17 protein-coding genes are annotated in these 20,446 nt (G+C 31.1%); 14 read left to right on the forward strand and 3 right to left on the reverse strand.

The window, feature by feature from the left end; translation table 11 throughout:
• Nucleotides 1-229 precede the first annotated feature (229 nt).
• The 14 genes from FOD82_RS09315 to FOD82_RS09380 all read left to right on the forward strand — a co-directional run bounded on the left by FOD82_RS09315 (nucleotide 230) and on the right by FOD82_RS09380 (nucleotide 16,211).
• Nucleotides 230-1,747, forward strand: coding sequence for a class I SAM-dependent DNA methyltransferase (locus tag FOD82_RS09315; RefSeq protein WP_144356197.1), 1,518 nt, complete (start codon nucleotides 230-232; stop codon nucleotides 1,745-1,747).
• A gap of 35 nt (nucleotides 1,748-1,782) precedes the next feature.
• Nucleotides 1,783-2,892, forward strand: coding sequence for a restriction endonuclease subunit S (locus FOD82_RS09320; protein ID WP_144356198.1), 1,110 nt, complete (start codon nucleotides 1,783-1,785; stop codon nucleotides 2,890-2,892).
• A 45-nt stretch (nucleotides 2,893-2,937) separates the two neighbouring features.
• Nucleotides 2,938-3,906: a site-specific tyrosine recombinase/integron integrase gene (xerA, locus tag FOD82_RS09325; protein ID WP_144356199.1), complete on the forward strand. Its 969-nt coding sequence runs from the start codon at nucleotides 2,938-2,940 to the stop codon at nucleotides 3,904-3,906.
• Between the two features lie 25 nt (nucleotides 3,907-3,931).
• Nucleotides 3,932-4,984, forward strand: coding sequence for a restriction endonuclease subunit S (locus FOD82_RS09330; RefSeq protein WP_144356200.1), 1,053 nt, complete (start codon nucleotides 3,932-3,934; stop codon nucleotides 4,982-4,984).
• Nucleotides 4,981-8,316 carry a DEAD/DEAH box helicase family protein gene (locus FOD82_RS09335; RefSeq protein ID WP_144356201.1) on the forward strand — a complete coding sequence of 1,112 codons (3,336 nt, stop codon included), beginning with the start codon at nucleotides 4,981-4,983 and terminating at the stop codon, nucleotides 8,314-8,316. Before FOD82_RS09330 ends, FOD82_RS09335 begins: the two co-directional genes overlap by 4 nt.
• 349 nt (nucleotides 8,317-8,665) lie before the next feature.
• Nucleotides 8,666-9,340, forward strand: a complete 675-nt coding sequence (locus FOD82_RS09340) for a dihydrofolate reductase family protein (protein ID WP_144356202.1) — start codon at nucleotides 8,666-8,668, stop codon at nucleotides 9,338-9,340.
• 144 nt (nucleotides 9,341-9,484) lie between these two features.
• Nucleotides 9,485-9,865, forward strand: coding sequence for a poly(ADP-ribose) glycohydrolase domain-containing protein (locus FOD82_RS09345; RefSeq protein WP_144356203.1), 381 nt, complete (start codon nucleotides 9,485-9,487; stop codon nucleotides 9,863-9,865).
• A gap of 12 nt (nucleotides 9,866-9,877) precedes the next feature.
• Nucleotides 9,878-10,060, forward strand: coding sequence for a hypothetical protein (locus tag FOD82_RS09350; RefSeq protein WP_144356204.1), 183 nt, complete (start codon nucleotides 9,878-9,880; stop codon nucleotides 10,058-10,060).
• 225 nt (nucleotides 10,061-10,285) lie between these two features.
• A complete protein-coding gene (locus tag FOD82_RS09355) occupies nucleotides 10,286-10,969 on the forward strand; it encodes a hypothetical protein (RefSeq protein ID WP_144356205.1) in 684 nt (227 codons plus the stop codon).
• A gap of 114 nt (nucleotides 10,970-11,083) precedes the next feature.
• On the forward strand, nucleotides 11,084-11,317 hold the full coding sequence (locus tag FOD82_RS09360) for a hypothetical protein (protein ID WP_144356206.1): 234 nt from the start codon (nucleotides 11,084-11,086) through the stop codon (nucleotides 11,315-11,317).
• A gap of 407 nt (nucleotides 11,318-11,724) precedes the next feature.
• Nucleotides 11,725-13,545, forward strand: a complete 1,821-nt coding sequence (locus tag FOD82_RS09365) for a beta-glucoside-specific PTS transporter subunit IIABC (RefSeq protein ID WP_144356207.1) — start codon at nucleotides 11,725-11,727, stop codon at nucleotides 13,543-13,545.
• Nucleotides 13,546-13,564: 19 nt separating this feature from the next.
• The gene (locus FOD82_RS09370) at nucleotides 13,565-15,007 is read left to right on the forward strand and encodes a glycoside hydrolase family 1 protein (RefSeq protein ID WP_144356208.1); all 1,443 of its coding nucleotides are present in this window, start codon (nucleotides 13,565-13,567) and stop codon (nucleotides 15,005-15,007) included.
• Between the two features lie 37 nt (nucleotides 15,008-15,044).
• The gene (locus FOD82_RS09375; protein WP_144356209.1) at nucleotides 15,045-15,884 is read left to right on the forward strand and encodes a PRD domain-containing protein; all 840 of its coding nucleotides are present in this window, start codon (nucleotides 15,045-15,047) and stop codon (nucleotides 15,882-15,884) included.
• A gap of 138 nt (nucleotides 15,885-16,022) precedes the next feature.
• A complete protein-coding gene (locus tag FOD82_RS09380) occupies nucleotides 16,023-16,211 on the forward strand; it encodes a hypothetical protein (RefSeq protein ID WP_144356210.1) in 189 nt (62 codons plus the stop codon).
• Between the two features lie 841 nt (nucleotides 16,212-17,052).
• On the opposite strand, the gene FOD82_RS09910 is transcribed toward FOD82_RS09380, so the two are convergent.
• The 3 genes from FOD82_RS09910 to FOD82_RS09395 form a co-directional block, all read right to left on the reverse strand.
• Complete coding sequence (locus FOD82_RS09910) at nucleotides 17,053-17,406, reverse strand: tyrosine-type recombinase/integrase (RefSeq protein WP_347337951.1); 354 nt, start codon at nucleotides 17,404-17,406, stop codon at nucleotides 17,053-17,055.
• A 180-nt stretch (nucleotides 17,407-17,586) separates the two neighbouring features.
• Nucleotides 17,587-18,933, reverse strand: coding sequence for an SLAP domain-containing protein (locus tag FOD82_RS09390; RefSeq protein ID WP_144356211.1), 1,347 nt, complete (start codon nucleotides 18,931-18,933; stop codon nucleotides 17,587-17,589).
• 178 nt (nucleotides 18,934-19,111) lie between these two features.
• Nucleotides 19,112-20,203 carry a transposase gene (locus tag FOD82_RS09395; protein WP_242450226.1) on the reverse strand — a complete coding sequence of 364 codons (1,092 nt, stop codon included), beginning with the start codon at nucleotides 20,201-20,203 and terminating at the stop codon, nucleotides 19,112-19,114.
• Between the last annotated feature and the right edge of the window lie 243 nt (nucleotides 20,204-20,446).

The raw sequence follows: 20,446 nt of genomic DNA on the forward strand, positions 1-20,446 counted from the left end.
ATATTTTTTATTTTGAATAATAGAATGTATAAAAAATATTAGGAAATTTAAAAATGAAAACATTGCAAGAATCTTTACATGGAATTAATGAAGATGAGTTTATTAGAACTTAGACGTTATACTTGCAGTATGTAGAAAAATAGAGTAAAAAATAAACTTGTTACAAAACATTGATTAAAGGTAAAATATGACATTGTAATGTAAAACTAGTTTTTAGGAGTTTAAATAAATGATTAATGGTGAATTGAAAAGTAAAATAGATAGTTTGTGGGATACATTTGCAGCTGGAGGTTTAACCAATCCTTTAAATGTTATTGAACAAATTACATATCTAATGTTTATTAAAGATTTAGATGATTTAGATAATAACAAGAAGAAAGATAATTTGTTATTAGGACTAAATGATTACAAATCTATTTTTGATGGCGAAATACAAATAGATGATGATTTTAGTGTAAATGGGGATGAACTAAGATGGTCAACATTTAAAGATTTTGATCCAAATAGAATGTTTAATATTGTTCAAAATGAAGTTTTTCCGTTTATTAAAAATTTGAAAAATGGGGAAGATAGTTCTTTTGCTAGACATATGAAAGATGCTACTTTTTTAATTCCTACACCTGGATTATTATCTAAAGTAGTTGAATCATTAGATGAAATATATCGTTTAATGGATAGTGATGTGGCTAAAAGAGCTGATATTAGAGGAGATGTTTATGAATATCTGTTAGGTAAATTAGCTACAGCTGGTCGAAATGGTCAGTTTAGAACTCCACGTCATATTATTAAAATGATAGTTGAATTAATGAATCCACAAGCAGATGATAAAATCTGTGATCCTGCTGCAGGAACTGCAGGATTTCTAGTAGAAGCAGCTGAATATCTTCAACAAGATAATAAAAAGGATAAAATTTTCTATAATAAAGAGAATAAATATTATTTCAATAATGAAATGTTTACAGGATATGATACAGATCAAACTATGCTTCGTATCAGTGCAATGAATATGTTGACACACAGAGTAGAAAATCCCAATATTGATTATCAAGATAGTTTATCTGATCAGAATACTGATAGGGATGAATACTCTTTGATTATGGCTAATCCTCCTTTTAAAGGTAGCTTAGACTATGATACTGTTTCTGATGATTTGCTTAAAGTCGCTAAGACAAAGAAAACTGAATTACTATTTTTAACTTTATTCCTAAAGATGTTAAGAGTAGGTGGTAGATGTGCTTGTATTGTTCCCGATGGTGTTTTATTTGGTTCATCTAAGGCGCATAAAGCAATTAGAAAAGAATTAGTTGAAAATAATAATTTAGAAGCAGTAATTTCAATGCCGTCCGGTGTATTTAAGCCTTATGCTGGCGTTTCAACTGCAATTTTAATTTTTACTAAGACAGGTACTGGTGGAACTGATAAAGTTTGGTTCTATGATATGACGGCTGATGGTTTTTCACTTGATGATAAGAGAACTCAAGTGAAAGAAAACGATATTCCTGATATTATTGAAAGATTTAAGCATTTAGACAAAGAAATTGATCGTAAAAAGACTGAAAAGTCATTTATGGTAGGCAAAAAAGATATCGTTGATAATGATTATGATCTTTCAATTAACCGTTATAAGGAAATTGAGTATAAACCAGTTGAATATCCACCAACAGAGGAGATTATTGCTGAAATTGAAAAGTTAGATAAAGAAGCAAATGACGCATTACAAGAGTTGAAAGCTCTTTTAAAAGATTAGAAAGGAAAAACAAATTCAGGTTTGTAGGGTGAGATTTGATTAAAAGTTTTGTAACTCTTTTTAAAGATGTAACGAGATATGGAACTAAAATTCCAAAAGAAGATTATTTAACTCATGGGAAAAATATAGTAATAGATCAAGGACAAGATATAATTGCAGGATATACTAATCGAACAAAAGGTTTATTTAAAGATGTACCTGTAATAGTTTTCGGTGACCATACTAGAATAGTGAAGTATGTTGATAAACCATTTTTTTTAGGGGCTGATGGAGTAAAAGTATTAAAGGGTAAAGAAACTGATGTAAACTACAAGTATTTATACTATGCCCTTAAAAATGCCCACATTCCTAATACCGGATATAATCGACATTTTAAGTGGCTTAAAGAGGTAAAAATAAACTATCCTGATAAAGTTAAACAAAAAGATATCGTTACTATTTTAGATAACCTGAATTCTATTATTGAAGCTAAAAATAAAGAATTAAATAAATTAGATGAACTGATCAAAGCCCGATTTGTCGAGATGTTTGGGGATCCAGTTAATAATGATAAAAATTGGAAAGTACGAAATTTAAAAGAATTGACTAATAAAATTGGATCAGGAGCTACCCCAAAAGGTGGAAAAGAAAGCTACAAAAAATCTGGGGTTTCATTTATAAGAAGTATGAATGTACATGACGGATACTTTGAATATAAAGATTTGGCATATATTGATACGAAACAAGCAAATCAACTTTCAAATGTTGAAATAGAATCACTTGATGTACTTATAAATATAACGGGAGCTTCAGTTGCAAGATCATGTGTAGTTCCTAATCATATATTACCTGCACGAGTAAACCAGCATGTTTCTATCGTTAGATGTAAAACTGATATATTGAATCCTATTTTTATAAATAAATTATTTCTTAATTATTCATTCAAGAATACGTTATTATCTATTGGTTCTTCAGGTGGTGCTACTAGACAAGCTATTACCAAACAACAATTAGAAAAATTGAAAATTATTTTACCCCCGCTTTCCCTTCAAAATGAATTCGCTGACTTCGTCCAACAAGTCGACAAATCAAAAGTTGCAGTTCAAAAGTCACTTGATGAAACTCAAAAACTTTTTGATAGCTTAATGCAAGAATATTTTGGCTAAAAAATGGTTTAATAGTGAAAAGACTCTATAACTAGGAGATTCACTATGAATGAAAAATTTGTCGAAATAATAAACGAAATGGCTGAAGTGCTTAATGCAGCACAGTTAAAACGACTTCAGGAAGTAATGCTTAAACATCTGGTTGAAAGAAAAACAAGGAAAAGAAAAATTAGTAATAAAGAATATTTAGAAAAATTTCTTGAAGCTAAAAAAATGGAAGGCTGTACAGATAGAACTATCAAATATTATAAAGTTACTATTGAACAATTATTAAGTAAAATCATTCGACCAATACGAAGAATTACTACCGAAGAAATGCGGGAGTATTTAGTAAATTATCAAAAAATAAATAATTGTGGTAAAACTACAATTGATAATATTCGACGTAATATATCCAGTTTCTTTTCTTGGCTTGAAGAGGAAGATTATATATTAAAAAGCCCAATGAGAAGAATTCACAAAATTCGTTCAGAAAAACTTGTGAAAAATGTAATTACAGATGAAGATATTGAAAAATTAAGAGATGGTTGTTCTTGTTTACGAGATATAGCTATGATTGATTTATTATATTCTACAGGTATACGAGTTGGAGAATTGGTAGGTTTAAATAAAAATGATATTAATTTCTCTGAACGTGAATGTATTGTATTTGGAAAGGGAAATAAAGAGAGACGAGTATATTTTGATGCTAAGTCCAAAATTCATCTCATTAATTATTTGAAGACCAGAAAAGATAATAATCCAGCTTTATTTGTATCATTAGATAAACCATATAATCGTTTAAAGATTAGCGGAGTAGAAATTAGACTCCGTCAACTTGGAAGAAAATTACATTTACATAGAATTCATCCTCATAAATTTAGACGAAGTATGGCTACACGAGCTATTGATAAAGGAATGCCTATTGAACAAGTTCAGAAGATTTTAGGTCATTCACAAATAGATACTACAATGCAATATGCAATTGTTAATCAAAATAATGTAAAAGCTGCTCATAGAAAATATATATCCTAGCAAATTCAGGTTTGTAGGGGAAGAATTGAATAGAACTTATACTAAATTAGGAGATATTGCAACATATACTAATGGTTATGCATTTAAACCTAAAGACCGTGGCAGTAAGGGATTACCAATTATTCGTATCCAGGATCTGACGGGAAGTGTAGAGGATAAAGGTTACTATAATGGAAAGTATCCAGCTAATATTGAGATAAATAATGGTAATGTGTTAATTTCTTGGTCTGCAAGTCTCGGAATATATGTTTGGAATGGTGGAAAAGCTTTATTAAATCAACATATTTTTAAAGTTGAATTTAATAAAAAAGAAATAAATAGAGACTATTTTGTATACGCTGTTAAATATAATTTAAGTAAAATGAAGCAGTTAACACATGGTGCAACAATGAAGCATGTGACAAAAAAGGATTTTGAAAACGTAACAATTCCTTATCCTTCATTAAGTGAACAGAAAAAAATGGCATTTGTTTTAAATATGGTGAATAAATCACTTAGTTTAAAATTACAAGAATTAAATAAACTTGATGAACTGATCAAAGCCCGATTTGTCGAGATGTTTGGAGATCCAATTTGTAATTCATTAAATAAACCAGTAGACTTTTTTATAAATGTGGTGAAATTACAAAGAGGATATGATTTACCTGTTAAAAAAAGAAATTCAAATGGTGATATTCCGGTTTTTGGTTCAAATGGAGTTTTAGGATATCATACTGAATTTAAAGCTAAGCATGGCATAATTACAGGTAGATCAGGAACTATTGGCAATGTTTATAGAGAAGATGGTAAATATTGGCCATTAAATACATCTTTATTTTCTGTAGACACACATGGTAATAATATTGTGTATTTACAGTATTTATTACAAATGTTTCGCTTAGAGCGGTTTTATAATGGTGCTGGAGTTCCTACACTGAATAGAAACGATGTACATAAACAAAAAATTATTAGGACACCTTTAGAACTCCAAAATGAATTCGCTGACTTCGTCCAACAAGTCGACAAATCAAAATTTGAAAATATAGTATACTTAAATAAAAAACTTTTAAGTAAAATTATAAATAAAATTGGGAGATAGTAAGTATGACTAATTTTGATTATTTGTTAAATGAGTCACAATTTAAAGACTTTGTAAAAATAGCAATAATGGCAGAGAAAATGGCTACTATTGAACCAGCAAGTTCAATAATTAATTGTCGACGTTCAATGGAACTAGCAATAAAGTGGATGTATTCAGTAGATGCAGATTTGACAACCCCATATCAAGATAAGTTAGTAACTTTGATGAATACAATAGATTTTAAAGATATTGTTGATGAAACTACTTGGCAAGGATTAGAACTAATTCGTCGTCTAGGAAACGTTGCAGTACATACTAATAAAAAAGTTACATCTGATGAAGCAGTTCTATGTTTAAAAGCATTACATAGTTTTTTTGATATGCTTGATTATTGTTATGGAAGCAATTATCAAAAAAAGGACTTTGATAAATCAATTATTGGAAAATATCAATTAGAATTTATTCCTGACATAGCTAAAGAGGCAACAATTTCTTTGGAAACTCTTACTAATAAGAATAAACCTTTGCAAAAGTCAATGACTGCTCAAAGAAAGGCCCAAAGAGACACTTACAATCCCAAACCATTTGGAATTTCAGAATATAAAACTAGAAAGATTTATATAGATGCGATGTTAGCAGAAGCTGGTTGGGTTGAAGGAGAGAATTGGGTAAATGAAGTAGAACTTAAAGGTATGCCAAATAAATCTGGTAAGGGTTTTGCTGATTATGTATTATATGATGATGCGTATCAACCACTTGCAGTTATTGAAGCTAAAAGAACTTGTAAAGATGTTGCTGTTGGTCGTCAACAAGCCAAGCTATATGCAGATTTAATAGAAAAACAATATGGGCGAAGACCAATTGTATTTTTAAGCAATGGATTTGAAACTCGAATTATTGATAATAAATATCCTGAAAGACGAGTGTCATCTATTTATTCTAAACGTGACTTAGAAAAGCTATTTAATTTACAAAAGGTTCGCCGACCATTAGCCGATATTAAAGTAGATAATAATATTGCAGGCCGTTATTATCAAAAAGCAGCTATTCAAGCTACATGTGAAAGTTTTTCTGATGAAAATAGACGTAAAGCTTTATTAGTTATGGCCACTGGATCAGGTAAAACTAGAACTGCTGTAGGACTAGTGAAAGTTTTACTAAATGCAGGTTGGATTAAACATGTTTTATTTTTAGCAGATAGAGATGCACTAGTAACTCAAGCAAAGAGAAGTTTTACTAATTTGTTGCCTAGCTTATCAACAACAAACTTAGTAAAAGATAAGAAAAACTATAATGCCCGTTGTGTATTTTCAACATATGCAACAATGATGAATGTAATTGATAGTGCTACAGATGATGAAAATAAAAAGCTCTATACTGCTGGACATTTTGATTTAATAATTGTCGATGAAGCTCACCGTTCAATTTATAATAAGTATAAAAATATATTTACTTATTTTGATTCACTTTTAGTTGGATTAACAGCTACGCCAAAGGATGATATTGATAAAAATACCTATTCTATTTTTAATTTAGAGGATGGTGTGCCGACTTATGGATATAATCTTGCTCAAGCAGTAAAAGATGGATATTTGGTTCCATATAAGTCTATTGAAACTCAATTGAACTTTATGGAAAATGGAATTAGTTATGACGAATTAACATCGCAAGAAAAAGAAGAATACGAAGAAACTTTTACCACTGAAAACGGTAAATTACCTAAAAAAATTGATTCCGGTAAACTAAACAAATGGTTATTTAATAGAGATACAATTTGTCAAGTTTTAAATAAAGTAATGGAACAAGGATTAAAAGTTAATTATGGAGAAAAAATAGGTAAAACCATTATTTTTGCTAAAAATCATCAACATGCTGAAGAAATTTTGAAAGTTTTTGAAGAAGAATATCCTCAGTATTATAAAAAAAGTAATGGTCAGCCATACGCAATGGTAATTGATAATTATACTAATTATTCCCAAAGTGCAATTGATGAGTTTTCAGATCCTAAAAAATTACCTCAAATTGCTATTTCAGTTGATATGTTAGACACAGGAATTGATATTCCTGAATGTTTGAACTTAGTATTTTTCAAAAAGGTAATGAGTAGAGCTAAGTTTTTTCAAATGATTGGTCGAGGGACTCGTATATGCCCTCTTTTAATGGATGGAAAAGATAAGCAGGAATTTTATATTTTTGATTTTTGTGATAATTTTAAATTTTTTCGTATGAAAAAAGGAAATGAACCAGGAATTCAAGAAACATTGCAAAGTGCGTTATTTAACTTGAAGTTAGAATTGGTTCGACAACTACAAGAAAAGTCATATCAAATTAAGGAATTTGATAAATATAGACAAAATCTAGTTAATTGCTTAGTTAAAAAAGTTAAGGAATTAAATAGACAAAATTTTGCTGTTAAACAACATCTTGCATATGTCGATAAATTTTCTAATATTGAAAATTATAACAATCTAACATATGAAGATATTTTAGGGATAAAAAAAGAATTGGCACCTTTAATTTTACCTGATGATGATGAAGTTAATGCATTACGATTCGATGCTTTAATTTACAAGATGGAATTAGCTAAAATATCTGAAAAATCATATGGTCGATTGAAAACAGACTTGTGTAATAAGGTTTCTCAATTAAAGAAATTATCGAGTATTCCACAAGTTAAAGAAAAATTTGAATTAATAGAGTACATATTGGAAGATGATTATCTAAAACAGGCAAATATAAAAGATTTAGAATATATTAGAAAGAATATTAGGGAGTTAATACAATATTTACCAAAAAAGAGTATAATTTATCATACTGATTTTGCTGATAGTATTTTGGATACTTCTATTCATGAAGCTAATCTTGAAAATAACTCTTTGGAGAATTATAGAGCCAAGGTTGAATTCTATATTAAGCAGCATCAAGGTGAAGAATTAATTCTTAAAGTTAAAGATAACGCACCTTTAAGTACTCAAGACTTGGTTCGATTAGAAAAAATTCTATGGAAAGAATTAGGTACTAAGGAAGAATATCAAAAAGAATATGGCAATAAAACTCCAGGACAATTTATACGTAGTATAGTTGGATTGAATATGAATGCTGCTAAAAAAGCATTTAGTAAGTATTTGGATAAAGTTCAATTAAATAAACAACAAATATACTTCATAAATGAGATTATTGAGTATATCGTTAAAAATGGTACATTGACTGATATGCATGTGCTCCAAGAGTCTCCATTTATAAATTATGGTACAATTTCGGAACTTTTTGGAGCTGATATAACAACTTGGAAAAAGATAAGAACAGCAATTGACGAAATTAATAGTAATGTTGGAGTTAATGTGGCTTAAAAATTTATATAAACTCTTTACTAGCATCATGCATTATCTTTATTTTTAATATAAATTAAGACTATATTATAGCGGAACTTACTGTTCCGCTATTTTTTCAGCTAAGTTATAACTGATGGGAAGATTTTTTGAATAATAAATAATATCAATAATTTAATAAATATTATTAATACAATTTATATTTAAAATATAAAATTGGTATTAGAATATTCTGTTAATAGGAGTTGTTTAGCATAAGTATTGTTTTAGCATAACTAAAAGCTATTGCTCAACAGAATCAATAAGTATTTATCATTAGTAAAAATATTCTTTATAATAAACTCAACATTAATAGAAAGAGATTGAAATTATGAATAAACCTTATATTATTTGTCATATGATGATGTCAATTGATGGGCGAATTGATTGCGGAATGACTGCCCAAATTCCAGGTAACAATACTTATTATGAAGCCTTAGATGAAATTAATGCCCCAACAAGAATCAGCGGAAAAGTTACTGCAGCTACTGAATTAACTGATGGGGATTTGTTTAAGGCACAAGATGCTACTCCAATTGGACATGAAGCTTTTAAGAAAAATAGTAACTCAAACAAATTCGAAATTGTTACAGATACTCATGGTACTTTGTTGTGGAGGGATGATCACGACGCAATTAAGCCACATTTAATTTTGATGAGTGAACAAGCAAGTCAAGAATATGCGTCCTACTTGAATAAACAGGGAATATCTTGGATTGCAACTGGAAAAGACAAAATTGATTTAACTCGTGCGATGAAAATCTTAGCAGATGAATTTAATGTCGAAAGAGTAGCTATTGTAGGTGGCGGAAAAATTAATGGAGGATTTTTACAAGCTGGCTTAATTGATGAAGTTAGTTTAGTAATAGGACCTGCAATTGATGGTAGAATTAATCAGCCTAGTTTATTTGATGGACGAGCTGAAAATGAAAAACCTATAAAATTGAAGCTTGAAACGGTACAAAAGTTTGATGATGGCTCACTTTGGTTGAGATATTTGGTTTAATGTATGTAATAAAATAATAGATAAAATCTAAAACGTAAAGTTTTAGATTTTTTGTATGCAAAAATATTAATCTATAAAGTATTCTACAATTTAACTATAATAAAGTAGTTAAAGAATTAACTATTTAAGGAAAGAGAAGTAAACATGGGATTTTTTGATAAATATGCATTACAGGCTTTGAAGCATAATAAAGATATGGAACAAAAGTGGGAAAAAGAGATAAACGAATCAATTGCTAATAGTATTGTTTACCAAGAAAGTGACAAGGATAAATTTAATAATCCAGATACAGAGATTATTTATCAATCGATTGGTACGCCTCAAGCAATGGTTAATGCACGTGAGCAATTTCCGGATAAAAAGATTGCAGCATTAAGCTTTGCTGATTTTAAGAATCCCGGTGGAGGTTATTTAGTAGGAGCAAGAGCGCAAGAAGAAATGTTATTCATACTAGAAATATTATTCTTGCTAGTCAAAATACAGTTCATCCTGTTGATGACCGTGTGTTCTCAGTTAGAGAATTAATGCGTATGATGAATGTACCTAAAGATTTTAAGCGGAAAAGCTACTCAAATGCACCATATTTTCCCTCAACATAGTTTTATTGAACTTGCTGGTTATCGTGAAAATATCATTGCACTAACTCCATCACAGCACTTCCAGGAAACACATCCTAACAATCATACGCAAGAAATTGATTTAAACGTTCAAGAGTTATAGCTTAAAGCAAAAGCTGATACTATTAAATTTACTGTTGAGCACGAAGAATTTGAGCAAATCTATAGTTTTGATAAGTTTGCTCACGTCTTAAAAGTGGTTTTTTCTGAAGAAAGACCCGAATCTGATTACAATGATTTTAATTCAGCAATGAACTAAATTAATCGTTACTACGCTGAAATAGTATAAATTTGAGCCAAGACTAATTCTTACTATAGAAGTGATCCTATGGGTAACAAAGTTAAAACTAATTACAAAGGCAAGACTTATTACTATCTTGAAGACTTTGGAAAAGATAATGGAATAGACTCGAAAACGGTAAAAGATCGATGGTTTCGAGGCCATCGTAATCCGGAAAAATTACTACATAGCAGAAAAATTCCCTTTAAATTTAAAGGTTTTCACAAGTTAACTTATAACAGAACTCAGTTCTTATCTCTCATTGAATTTTGCCGAAATTACAATTTAAATTATCGAAAAGCTTTAGATCTTTGGAAGAAAAATATACGTGATCCACAAGAAATAAAGACCAGAGCCGTTATAAAAGATAAAAAAACTGTGTTAGCAAGTGTTAAGCAATCTGATATTAGTAATATTCAGAAAATCGTAAATAAACATGGATACCTTACTTCTGCTCAAGTAGCACCACAAACTGGGATACAGGCCATAAAAATTCGTGACCAAATCACCAGAATGCTTGCAAAACAAAAGAATAATATGGGTGTTTTGGCATCAGACATAGTAGAAGTAAACTACTCTGCGTCTGAAAGGACATTGGATACAAAGAACACTGAAGTATTGTCAAAACATGCATTTAAGCCTAGTGTGGTAAAACATATCAAAGATCGTTTAAGCATAGTTAATAAACCATCCTTTAAACTGGTTCCATTTGAAAATGATAATTATTATTAAGATGAGTAAACTAATAAAATCTATTCAAAATGTCGTAGCCAAAGCATAATTAAAGAGCTTACTCCATCTGGTGGAAGATATTCCTTTAGGGACAATCAAGGAAAACGATATAGTTTGACACTGGATACTATCAAGGATTTGATTAAGAATCCTAACATTACTGCAGATGATTTACTAACTAAGACGATGATTATGAATCATTTCAAACTCAGTCCATCAAATTGGGACAATAGAAAAATATCTTCTATTTTGTCAGTAAAAAATAGCCATACTCGATATAATTTTAAACGAAAAGCAATTAGAGGCTGGACAAAAGAGCAGGTGAAATTTGCTGTAACAGTATCCTAATAAATTTGGCAAAAAATAAAATGTGAAAATATGCAATTGGGTTTTACCTATAAGTGCTTGTATAATTAATAAAAATAATATTTTAAGAATTGATGTTTATGTCAAATATGATACTAAAAAAGACCTGGGGTTTTGCCCTGGATATTTTTTGCTTTTGTAACATCCCCTCTAAAGCCGATTTTTTAACTCAGAATTATTTATAGACAAAAATGCTAAAAAGCCCTTGCTAAATATTAAGTAAGCGGTTACAATATATAATGTAAGTTAAAAAAGTTAACATTAATCATTTAAAGACATGTAACTATTGAATTAGGCAGGATCTGAGAATGATGCTATCCAAGAAATACTTTTTTGGATGCATTGTTTTTGGATCCTTTTGTTTTTTCTTAAAAAGGGAGGAAAAATAAATGGTTGATTATAATGCAAGTGCAGAGCAGATAATCAAGTACGTTGGCGGTAAAGACAACATTGCTAATTTGATTCATTGCTCAACTAGATTAAGATTTTCATTGCTAGACTATGATAAGGCCGATTTAGATGCTCTTAAAAAAGTTGATGAAGTTTTAGGAGCTGTTAATGCTTCAGGACAATGCCAAGTAATTATTGGTAATAATGTTGTTGAAATGTTTGATGCAGCTAATAAAATTCTAGGTAATTTAAATAGTAATAAAGCTGCAGCAGGTAATGCTCCAAAGCAAAAATGGTATCAAGTAGCTCTAGACTACATGATAGCTATCTTCCAGCCATTAGTACCAGCAATTGCTGGTGGTGGTGTATTGAAAGCTTTAGTAATGCTTTTCGGTATGCTAGGATGGATGAATGAAAAAGGTGCACTTTATCAAGTCTTGAACTTTATTGGTTCAGCTCCATTAACATTCTTGCCTATTTTGGTTGCTTTTACGACAGCAAAGAAGTTAAAGGTCAATGAACTAGTTGCTGTATCGTCTGTTAGTGCTTTAGTTCTACCAGATATGGTTGCAGCTCTAGGCAAGGGGATAAACCTGTTTGGTATTCATATTACCAACATTACTTATTCATCACAGGTATTCCCAGCAATCTTAGCAATATTCTTCTACGCATTCTTAGAAAAGTGGATTACTAAATGGTGTCCTAAACCAATTAGAATCTTCTTTGTACCACTTTTAAGTATGTCGATTACTGTAATTGCTACTTTAATCGTTTTAGGACCTATCGGCTACTACATCGGTGTTGGCTTAACTGCAGTAATTATGTTCTTGTTTACTCACTTTGGATTTGTGGCTACTGCACTTTTGGCAGCATTACTTCCAATCATGGTTTCAATGGGTATGCACAAAGCTTTGATTCCTTATGCAGTTGCTTCAATGAGTGAAACTGGCAAAGAATTGCTTTATCTTCCAGCTTCATTAGCACACAACATGTCAGAATGTGGTATGGCTTTTGCTGTAGCAATTAAGACCAAAGATTCTAAATTACGTTCAACTGCTATTTCAGCAGGTATTTCAGCATTATTTGGTATTACTGAACCAGCTATTTACGGTATTACTCTTCAACATAAACGTGCAATGGCTACAGTTATGGCATCTAGCTTTATCGGCGGTGGTGCTATTGGATTACTCGGTATTAAGGCTTTTGCTTTAGTAGGCCCAGGTCTTGCAAGTTTACCAATGTATGTTGATAAATCAGATCCATCAAACTTGATTAAAGCTATTATTATGTTTGCTGTTTCAATTGTTCTTTCATTCATTATTGGTATCTTTGCATGGAAAGATCCAGTTGAAGCAAAAAATGAAACTAAGACAGATACTTTAGTTGCTCCTGTTAAAGGTGAAGTTATTCCATTGAGTGAAGTAAATGATGATGTGTTCTCACAAGGTCTTTTAGGTGAAGGTATTGCTGTAAAGCCAAGCGAGGGTAAATTAACTGCTCCAGCCGATGGTGAGATTTTAATGGTTTATGAAACTGGTCACGCATTAGGCATGAAACTTAATGGCGGAGCTGAAATCTTATTCCATATTGGTTTAGATACTGTTAAGTTAAATGGCAATTACTTCGACGTTAAAGTAAAACAAGGCGATCATGTAAAACAAGGTGACACATTAATTGAATTTGACCTTGATAACATTAAAAAAGAGGGCTTTGATCCAACTACAATGATGATTGTTACCGAATATCACGATGAAAAACTTACATTTCCTGAAGTAGCGGAACAATCAGAAAATATGACTGGCTCATTAGCTAATGCATAACTAATAACGGAGGTAGATTATGGGATTTAGAAAAGACTTCCTTTGGGGTGGAGCTGTTGCTGCCAGCCAAGTAGAAGGTGCATGGAATGAAGACGGAAAAGGAATGTCAGTAGCTGATGTAGCTACATATAAACCTAACGTTGATGTCAAAGACTATAAGAAGAATGTTACTGTTAGTTCGGAAGATATTGCTAAAGCAATGAAAGACTTCTCGACAGACATTTACCCTAAACGTAGAGGTATTGACGGCTATCACCACTATAAAGAAGACATCAAGCTATTTGCGGAATTAGGATTTAAAACTTTAAGATTCTCAATTGCATGGACTAGAATTTTCCCTAATGGTGATGAAGATACACCTAATCAACGTGGTATTGAGTACTACAAAAATGTAATTGCTGAATTAAGAAAATACAATATTGAACCTTTAGTTACACTTTCTCACTATGAAATGCCACTCCATTTAGCAGTTAAATATAACGGCTGGGCCGATAAGAAGATTATCGATTATTTCGTTAAATTTGCTAAAGTTTGCTTTGATAATTATTCAGATGTTAAGTATTGGCTAACCTTTAATGAAATTGATAGTGTAACTCGCCATCCGTTTACTTCAGCTGGTATTATTCCAGATAAGTCAGATAATCTACTTCAAGACGAATATCAAGCTTTACACAATCAATTTATAGCATCAGCTATGGTTACCAAACTAGCTCATGAAATCATTCCAGGCTCTCAAGTTGGATGTATGTTGACTAAGTTAACTACATACCCAGCTACTGCGAAACCTGAAGACGTTCTGGCAGCTGAAAATAAAAACCTGATGAACTACTACCCAGCCGATGTACAAGCAAAAGGCGAATACCCTAAATTAGTGTTACGCTTCTTTGAAAGAAACAATATTAATCTTGATATAACTAAAGAAGAGAAACATATTTTAAAAGAAAATACTGTAGACTTCATTTCATTTAGCTACTACATGTCGATGCTAGAAGCAGGAGACGAGTCAACTTTAGAAATGACTGCAGGAAATACAGTCGTTGGTGGGAAAAACCCATATTTGAAGACTACAGCTTGGGGTTGGTCAATTGATTCTGTCGGTTTAAGAACTTCTCTAGTCCAGCTTTATGATCGCTATCAAAAGCCATTATTTGTAGTAGAAAATGGTATGGGTGCAACTGATAAAGTTGAAGATGGCAAAGTTCATGATGGCTATAGAATTTCTTACTTTAAAGAGCATATTTCAGAAATGAAGAAAGCAGTTGATGATGGTGTTGATCTTTTAGGCTATACTAGTTGGGCACCTATCGATTTAGTTAGTGCAGGTACCTCACAAATGAGTAAACGTTATGGCTTTATTTATGTAGATTTAGATGATGAGGGCAATGGAACAGGCAAACGCCTTAAGAAAGATTCTTTTGAATGGTACAAGAATGTAATTGCTACCAACGGCGAAAAACTATAAGATTATTAATGAATTAACTTATAGGGGAGAATATTATATGGGGCTAGTTATTAAAAAAGTATTGAATACCAGTGTTGTTCTTTGCGTTAACGATGATCAACAAGAACTAATTGTTCTTGGAAAAGGCATAGGATATGGTAAAAAAGCAGGCGCTAAAATTGATTCCGATGATGTCAATCAAGTCTTTGTACCAGTTACTAGTCCTGAAATACAACAAATGGAAGAAATGTTAACTAATGTCTCTCCAGAAATTGTAGAAGTAACTAGAAAAATTGTACAAAAAGCAACTAAAGTTTTTGATAACTCATTAAACAAGTCTTTATCGTTTTCACTGATGGATCACATCAACTTCTCCCTTGATAGGTTAAAAGAGGGCATAACTTTTAAGAATAAACTCTATTGGGACGTCCAAAGCTATTATCCGGAAGAGTTTAAAATAGGTGAATGGGCTGTCTCGTTAATTAACCAAGAACTTAACGTTGAATTGCCTAGAGAAGAAGCTGCCAGTATTGCGTTCCATATAATTAATGCAGAATCTAAATCTAATGATGCAGACAGCATGGAAGTTACTAAGATTATTAGTAGCTTAATGAGTATTATAAATTTGCATAATGAGGGACGCCTAGATCCTAGTTCAATAAATTATCAGCGATTGTTAACGCATATTAAGTTCTTTGCTCAAAGAATCTTACGTGGCCAGCAATTAGATTCAGATGATGATGCAATGTATCAGATGGTCGTTAATTCTTATCCGAGAGCAACTAAAGTAGCAATTAAAATTATGGAGTTTCTTGAGAAAAAGTATCGTATAAAGATAACTGATGAAGAAGTAACTTATTTGATAGTCCATATCCAGAGAAACCTAATCCACGATTAAAGATATTTAAATATTAGTCTGTTGGTATAAATATCAACAGACTTTTTTGGTTGTATGAAGTTTAAAAAGTTGTGAATTTTCATTTTTAGCTTATTAGCTTTGTTATACTTTAGGCAGTTAGAGAAAGAAGGATAATTAATGGCTAAAAAAGTTAAAGTAATTCCAATGGATAATACCTATAAACGTTATGTTGTCGTAGATGCTGAATCTCAGAAAGTATTAGATGATTCTCAAGGTATGGCTATCGAACTCCTCAAAAAGCACATGCAGCTTGGAATTATAAACATAGAACTCCTAAACAGGCAAAGGCGCATTCAAAAAACATAAAATTAAATAAAGCTTTTGCAAAGAGTCATAAAGCTGTATTTGAGGACTTAGCTCAAATACAATTTGAAATTGCTAAAGGATCTTGGGGGCCAAATTATAAGTTTAATTATGCATTTATTTAAGTAGTTTTTTGAAGACAATAAAATTGAGTTCTCAGGAAATCTGTATTCTTTATTTTGCTATTTTCAAAAAGGCAAATGGTAAAAGTATGGTTCGAAGATTTAACAATATATGAAATTGTTAAATTTTCGAACCGTTTTTAATTGTTGTTTGCTAAAGAGAGGATTAAATCATCTAATAAACATGTTTGATTAAAATTACTCTTTTATCCAAATATAAAAGTGAAATTATAGATAAAGTAATAAAAATATGCTAATCTGATGTATTTCTACTTATGTAACATATTCGTAAATTGTACTTTATAAGTTTGCTATGATTATCCGGACTTTAATTAATATATCTGATTTACAACATGTGCGTTGGTACAAAAATATATTTAGTACTAGCTTGGGTATCAAAACATTATTTACATAATTTAAATCTATGAAAGCCAAATTCAATATTTACTAAGTATTAGTGTTTATAGTAGCATTACAAGTTTAATACTTGTCTTTCCTATCTACTTACGTATTTGTATAATACAACAAGTGTGCATAAAGCTTTTTTTGTTACTTAGTTTTATTCAATTCACTGCGTTGTTTGTCAATTCTAGTCTGCTGAATATATTGGTCTGTTGCTGAAATTCCTGTATGTCCTATTGAGTAGCTACCACCATTACATCTTTTGATTCCTCGTATAATTTTGTGCTAATGAGTGACGTAATTTTTGAGGTGTAGTTCTATTACTGTCTGGAAATGCTTCTGACTTCTGAATACATGCTGACGAATCGCTCAATTGTATTAGTAGCTATCCGTTTAGCCTTACCTGCATATTTAGTTAAAAATAAAGCTTTTTCACTTTTGTCTGGAGCATATCTTTGAGTTCTAATATTCAAGTAGTTTTGAATATAAAGGATAGCCCAATCAGCAATTAATGGAGCATCTTTTTTATTCCCTTTCCTTACCACCAAAATGCTACGCTCACGTAAATTTAATTTTTTTATGTTTAATCGTGTTAGTTCAGATACACGTACCCCAGAAGCTAATAATAAGGCTATAATGGCTAGATCTCTTTCTTTATTAAAACTTAGCTCAATTACCTAGTGTACTTTCATACCGATTGGAAAGATAGTCTAACCATTTATGCTTCTTTTCACCAGTATAAAGCATTGGAGAAAAATTGGAGAATGGAGTAGAGATGGAGAATAAGGATGTGGAGAATGAACTTCAGAAGCACTAAAAAAGTATTTCCATGATGTCATAGAAATACTTTTGTCTTAATTTTTAGCTTGAGGTGTATTGATAGGCTTTAACTTAATGCCAGCAACGTACTGAAGATTGTCAGCTTTTAAATAAAAATCATTAATTGATGGATCTGTAGAAATTTGATTCCCATCTTTGTTAACTAGAGAAAGATATAAATCATCCCCAGTTAATTGCACATGATAAAAGAGTTCCGCTTTTTTATCTTTGGCTACGTAAATATATTTTAATTCTTTTACCGCTAATGGATAATAACCAAATTTATAATAATTAGTGCTTTCCGCATTATAGAATTTATTAGAATATTTTGGTTCACCATTTTTGTTGTAAATAATTCCTTTAGGAATCCCAGGTTTAAACTGCATGAAAGTATTTTTAGTATTAGGCAGATTTATAGGTTCAATATTACGTTTAACATTTACTTCAGATACGCGACCCCATACCCAATTATCCTTAGTTCCTTTTACATGATAGAAAACACCATCTTCAATTCCGGTTTTAAACCAAAAGTCATTTGGATAGCCTCTAAAGGTAGAAACGTATTTATCAACTTTAAGTTTTTGTCCTTTATGATAATAGTGACCACTTTCTGAATTGGAATTCATATTAACAATTTGCTGACCGCTTTTTAGTACAATTGTAGTTTCCTTAGCATTTGTGTACATAGGTTTTCCATCAAGATAAATTATATTATTGGCCTTGATGTAGCGATTTTTACCAATTTGATAAAATTGCTTACCGTTAATAGTTGTATATTTTAAGAAAAAGCGATGTCTTTTTTGCCAGTCAACAAATTTTATTCCTGATGAAGACAGGTATTCTGAGTAATACTTTGTTGGCTTAGTAATTTTTTGAAACTTCCCAGGGACAATTAATGTAGTATTCTTCTTAATGGTTTTTGCGTGTTTATTACGTTTACCATTAGAATTATAAATATAAGAATTATGATCTAGAGTGATGTTAGTAGGTCCATTTGTTATACCGACGTTTTTAGCATTAATGTAGTAGCCGTGACCAATATTAAAGTACATTTTTAAGTCACCGTTGCTTGTTTGTTGGGAAGTATTAATATAGGTTTTTAGCGATACAGGCTTACCGAAGTATTGCAGTTTAGTTCCTTTAGGAATTAAAGTAACATCCCCAGTTTGTTTTAATTTAACTGAGTTGCCGTTTGCATCAGTTATTTCATCAACATGTGTTTGTTTTCCATCTTTTTTATAAATGTAAGCAGGGATTTCTAAAGTAAATGTATTTTTTGATTTTATTGTTTCAGCATTAACCTGAATTTGATTATTAATGAAAGCTGGAGAAATTCCTAATACTAACATAGTAGATAAAGTAAGTAGTTTTTTTATTTTCATGAGTAGTTATAATTAGCTCCTTTTCTTTTCTAATTATACAATGAACTACATCGGGAATGAATTCCTGAGTTTCTGGGAACAGCAGGTAGTGTTTAGGTTCTTACAGAGAATTAGCTTCTGATGTCCAGAAGGTCTCATACCTAACTCACAGAACCTGCCTATTTACCTTGGCTAGTCCTTAGCCAGTTAGCTTTGCTTTATTTAGGAGATTAACTGCCGCATTAATATCTCGATCATGATGAGCCTTGCATTTTGAGCAACTCCACTCACGAATATTCAGTGGCTTCTCACCACTATTGAATCCGCAATTTGAACAGATCCTTGAAGTGTTTTCTGGATTGACAATGATTAACTTTTTGCCGTACCATTCACACTTATATTCAAGTATCATTCTAAACATTCTCCAACTTGCATTACTAATAGATTTAGCCAAATGGTGATTCTTTTGAAGATTTTTGGCTTTCAAATCTTCGATTGCAATCACATCATAGTTTTTGACTAGTTCAGTTGTAACTTTATGGGGATAGTCTTTTCTTTGATTTTTGACTTTATCTTGGTATCTTGCCTTTAAGACCCGTGCTTTTTCCCAATTCTTGAAGCTTTCTAAGCTTCTTGGATTGGGTATTTTTTTGTTCTTATCTTGCAAGACTAGTCTTTGAGCTAAATAGCGTCTTCTTGAGAATTTCCTTTGCCATTCAATAGCCTTCTTATCAAAATAAGAACCATCAAAAGTATCATACTTGATACCATTTGAAAGAATGGCTAAATCAGCCAATCCAATATCAATCCCAACTTCTTTGTTAGTCTTAGGTAGCTCTTTCTTTTCAACTTCTACTTGAAAAGAAATGTAGTACTTTCCAGTTGGTTCTAAGCTTACTGTATATCGCTTGATCTTGGCATCTTTCAAAAGTCCAGTTTTGCTAGTCTTAATATAGCCAAGTTTAGGCAATTTCAAATATCGCCTGCCAATAACACGAACAGTTGACTTGCCAGTATAAGAGTTCTTAGTTGACTTTCTTGAATGAAATTTTGGCTTTCTTGCACGGATTGACTTGTCAAAGAAATTTTTCCAAGCCTGATTCAAATTAGCATTAACTATTTGAAGACTAGAAGAATCACTGTTTTTTAGAAAGCTATATTGATGTTTTAAAGGTTTTAACAAAATATCTAGCTTATATTTACCTAAAAATGGCAAATGATGATTATTCTTGTAACGCTCATTCATCATGGCAAGCATCTGGTTCCAAATAAAACGGTCATTACCAAACATTTGAAATAATTGTCATTGTTGTTTTTTATTTGGATATAGTCTTAACTTGATTCCAGCAAGCATTTTTGTGCCTCCTTTCTTGATATTATTCTTAAATTATACCAAAACAGAATAGGAGGAAAAAGCGAACAAAAGCTTAAAATTGTAGATTTTTTAAAACAAAACTTGTCACTTAGATTGCTGGATTCATCTCGGGATTGAAATCCCGAGCTTTCTCTAGTATATTTTCAGTAAAAATTCTTT

Origin of the sequence: Lactobacillus sp. LL6, assembly GCF_007570935.1 — a bacterium.
Lineage (GTDB): Bacteria > Bacillota > Bacilli > Lactobacillales > Lactobacillaceae > Lactobacillus.

Excerpts from the sequence above, each read along its gene's own strand:
- FOD82_RS09365 (WP_144356207.1), top strand. The coding sequence starts at position 11,725 with ATGGTTGATTATAATGCAAGTGCAGAGCAGATAATCAAGTACGTTGGC.
- FOD82_RS09355 (WP_144356205.1), top strand. The coding sequence starts at position 10,286 with ATGGGTAACAAAGTTAAAACTAATTACAAAGGCAAGACTTATTACTAT.
- FOD82_RS09395 (WP_242450226.1), bottom strand. The coding sequence starts at position 20,203 with ATGTTTGGTAATGACCGTTTTATTTGGAACCAGATGCTTGCCATGATG.
- FOD82_RS09350 (WP_144356204.1), top strand. The coding sequence starts at position 9,878 with ATGTACCTAAAGATTTTAAGCGGAAAAGCTACTCAAATGCACCATATT.
- FOD82_RS09380 (WP_144356210.1), top strand. The coding sequence starts at position 16,023 with ATGGCTAAAAAAGTTAAAGTAATTCCAATGGATAATACCTATAAACGT.
- FOD82_RS09345 (WP_144356203.1), top strand. The coding sequence starts at position 9,485 with ATGGGATTTTTTGATAAATATGCATTACAGGCTTTGAAGCATAATAAA.
- FOD82_RS09390 (WP_144356211.1), bottom strand. The coding sequence starts at position 18,933 with ATGAAAATAAAAAAACTACTTACTTTATCTACTATGTTAGTATTAGGA.
- FOD82_RS09340 (WP_144356202.1), top strand. The coding sequence starts at position 8,666 with ATGAATAAACCTTATATTATTTGTCATATGATGATGTCAATTGATGGG.
- FOD82_RS09315 (WP_144356197.1), top strand. The coding sequence starts at position 230 with ATGATTAATGGTGAATTGAAAAGTAAAATAGATAGTTTGTGGGATACA.
- FOD82_RS09370 (WP_144356208.1), top strand. The coding sequence starts at position 13,565 with ATGGGATTTAGAAAAGACTTCCTTTGGGGTGGAGCTGTTGCTGCCAGC.
- xerA (WP_144356199.1), top strand. The coding sequence starts at position 2,938 with ATGAATGAAAAATTTGTCGAAATAATAAACGAAATGGCTGAAGTGCTT.
- FOD82_RS09375 (WP_144356209.1), top strand. The coding sequence starts at position 15,045 with ATGGGGCTAGTTATTAAAAAAGTATTGAATACCAGTGTTGTTCTTTGC.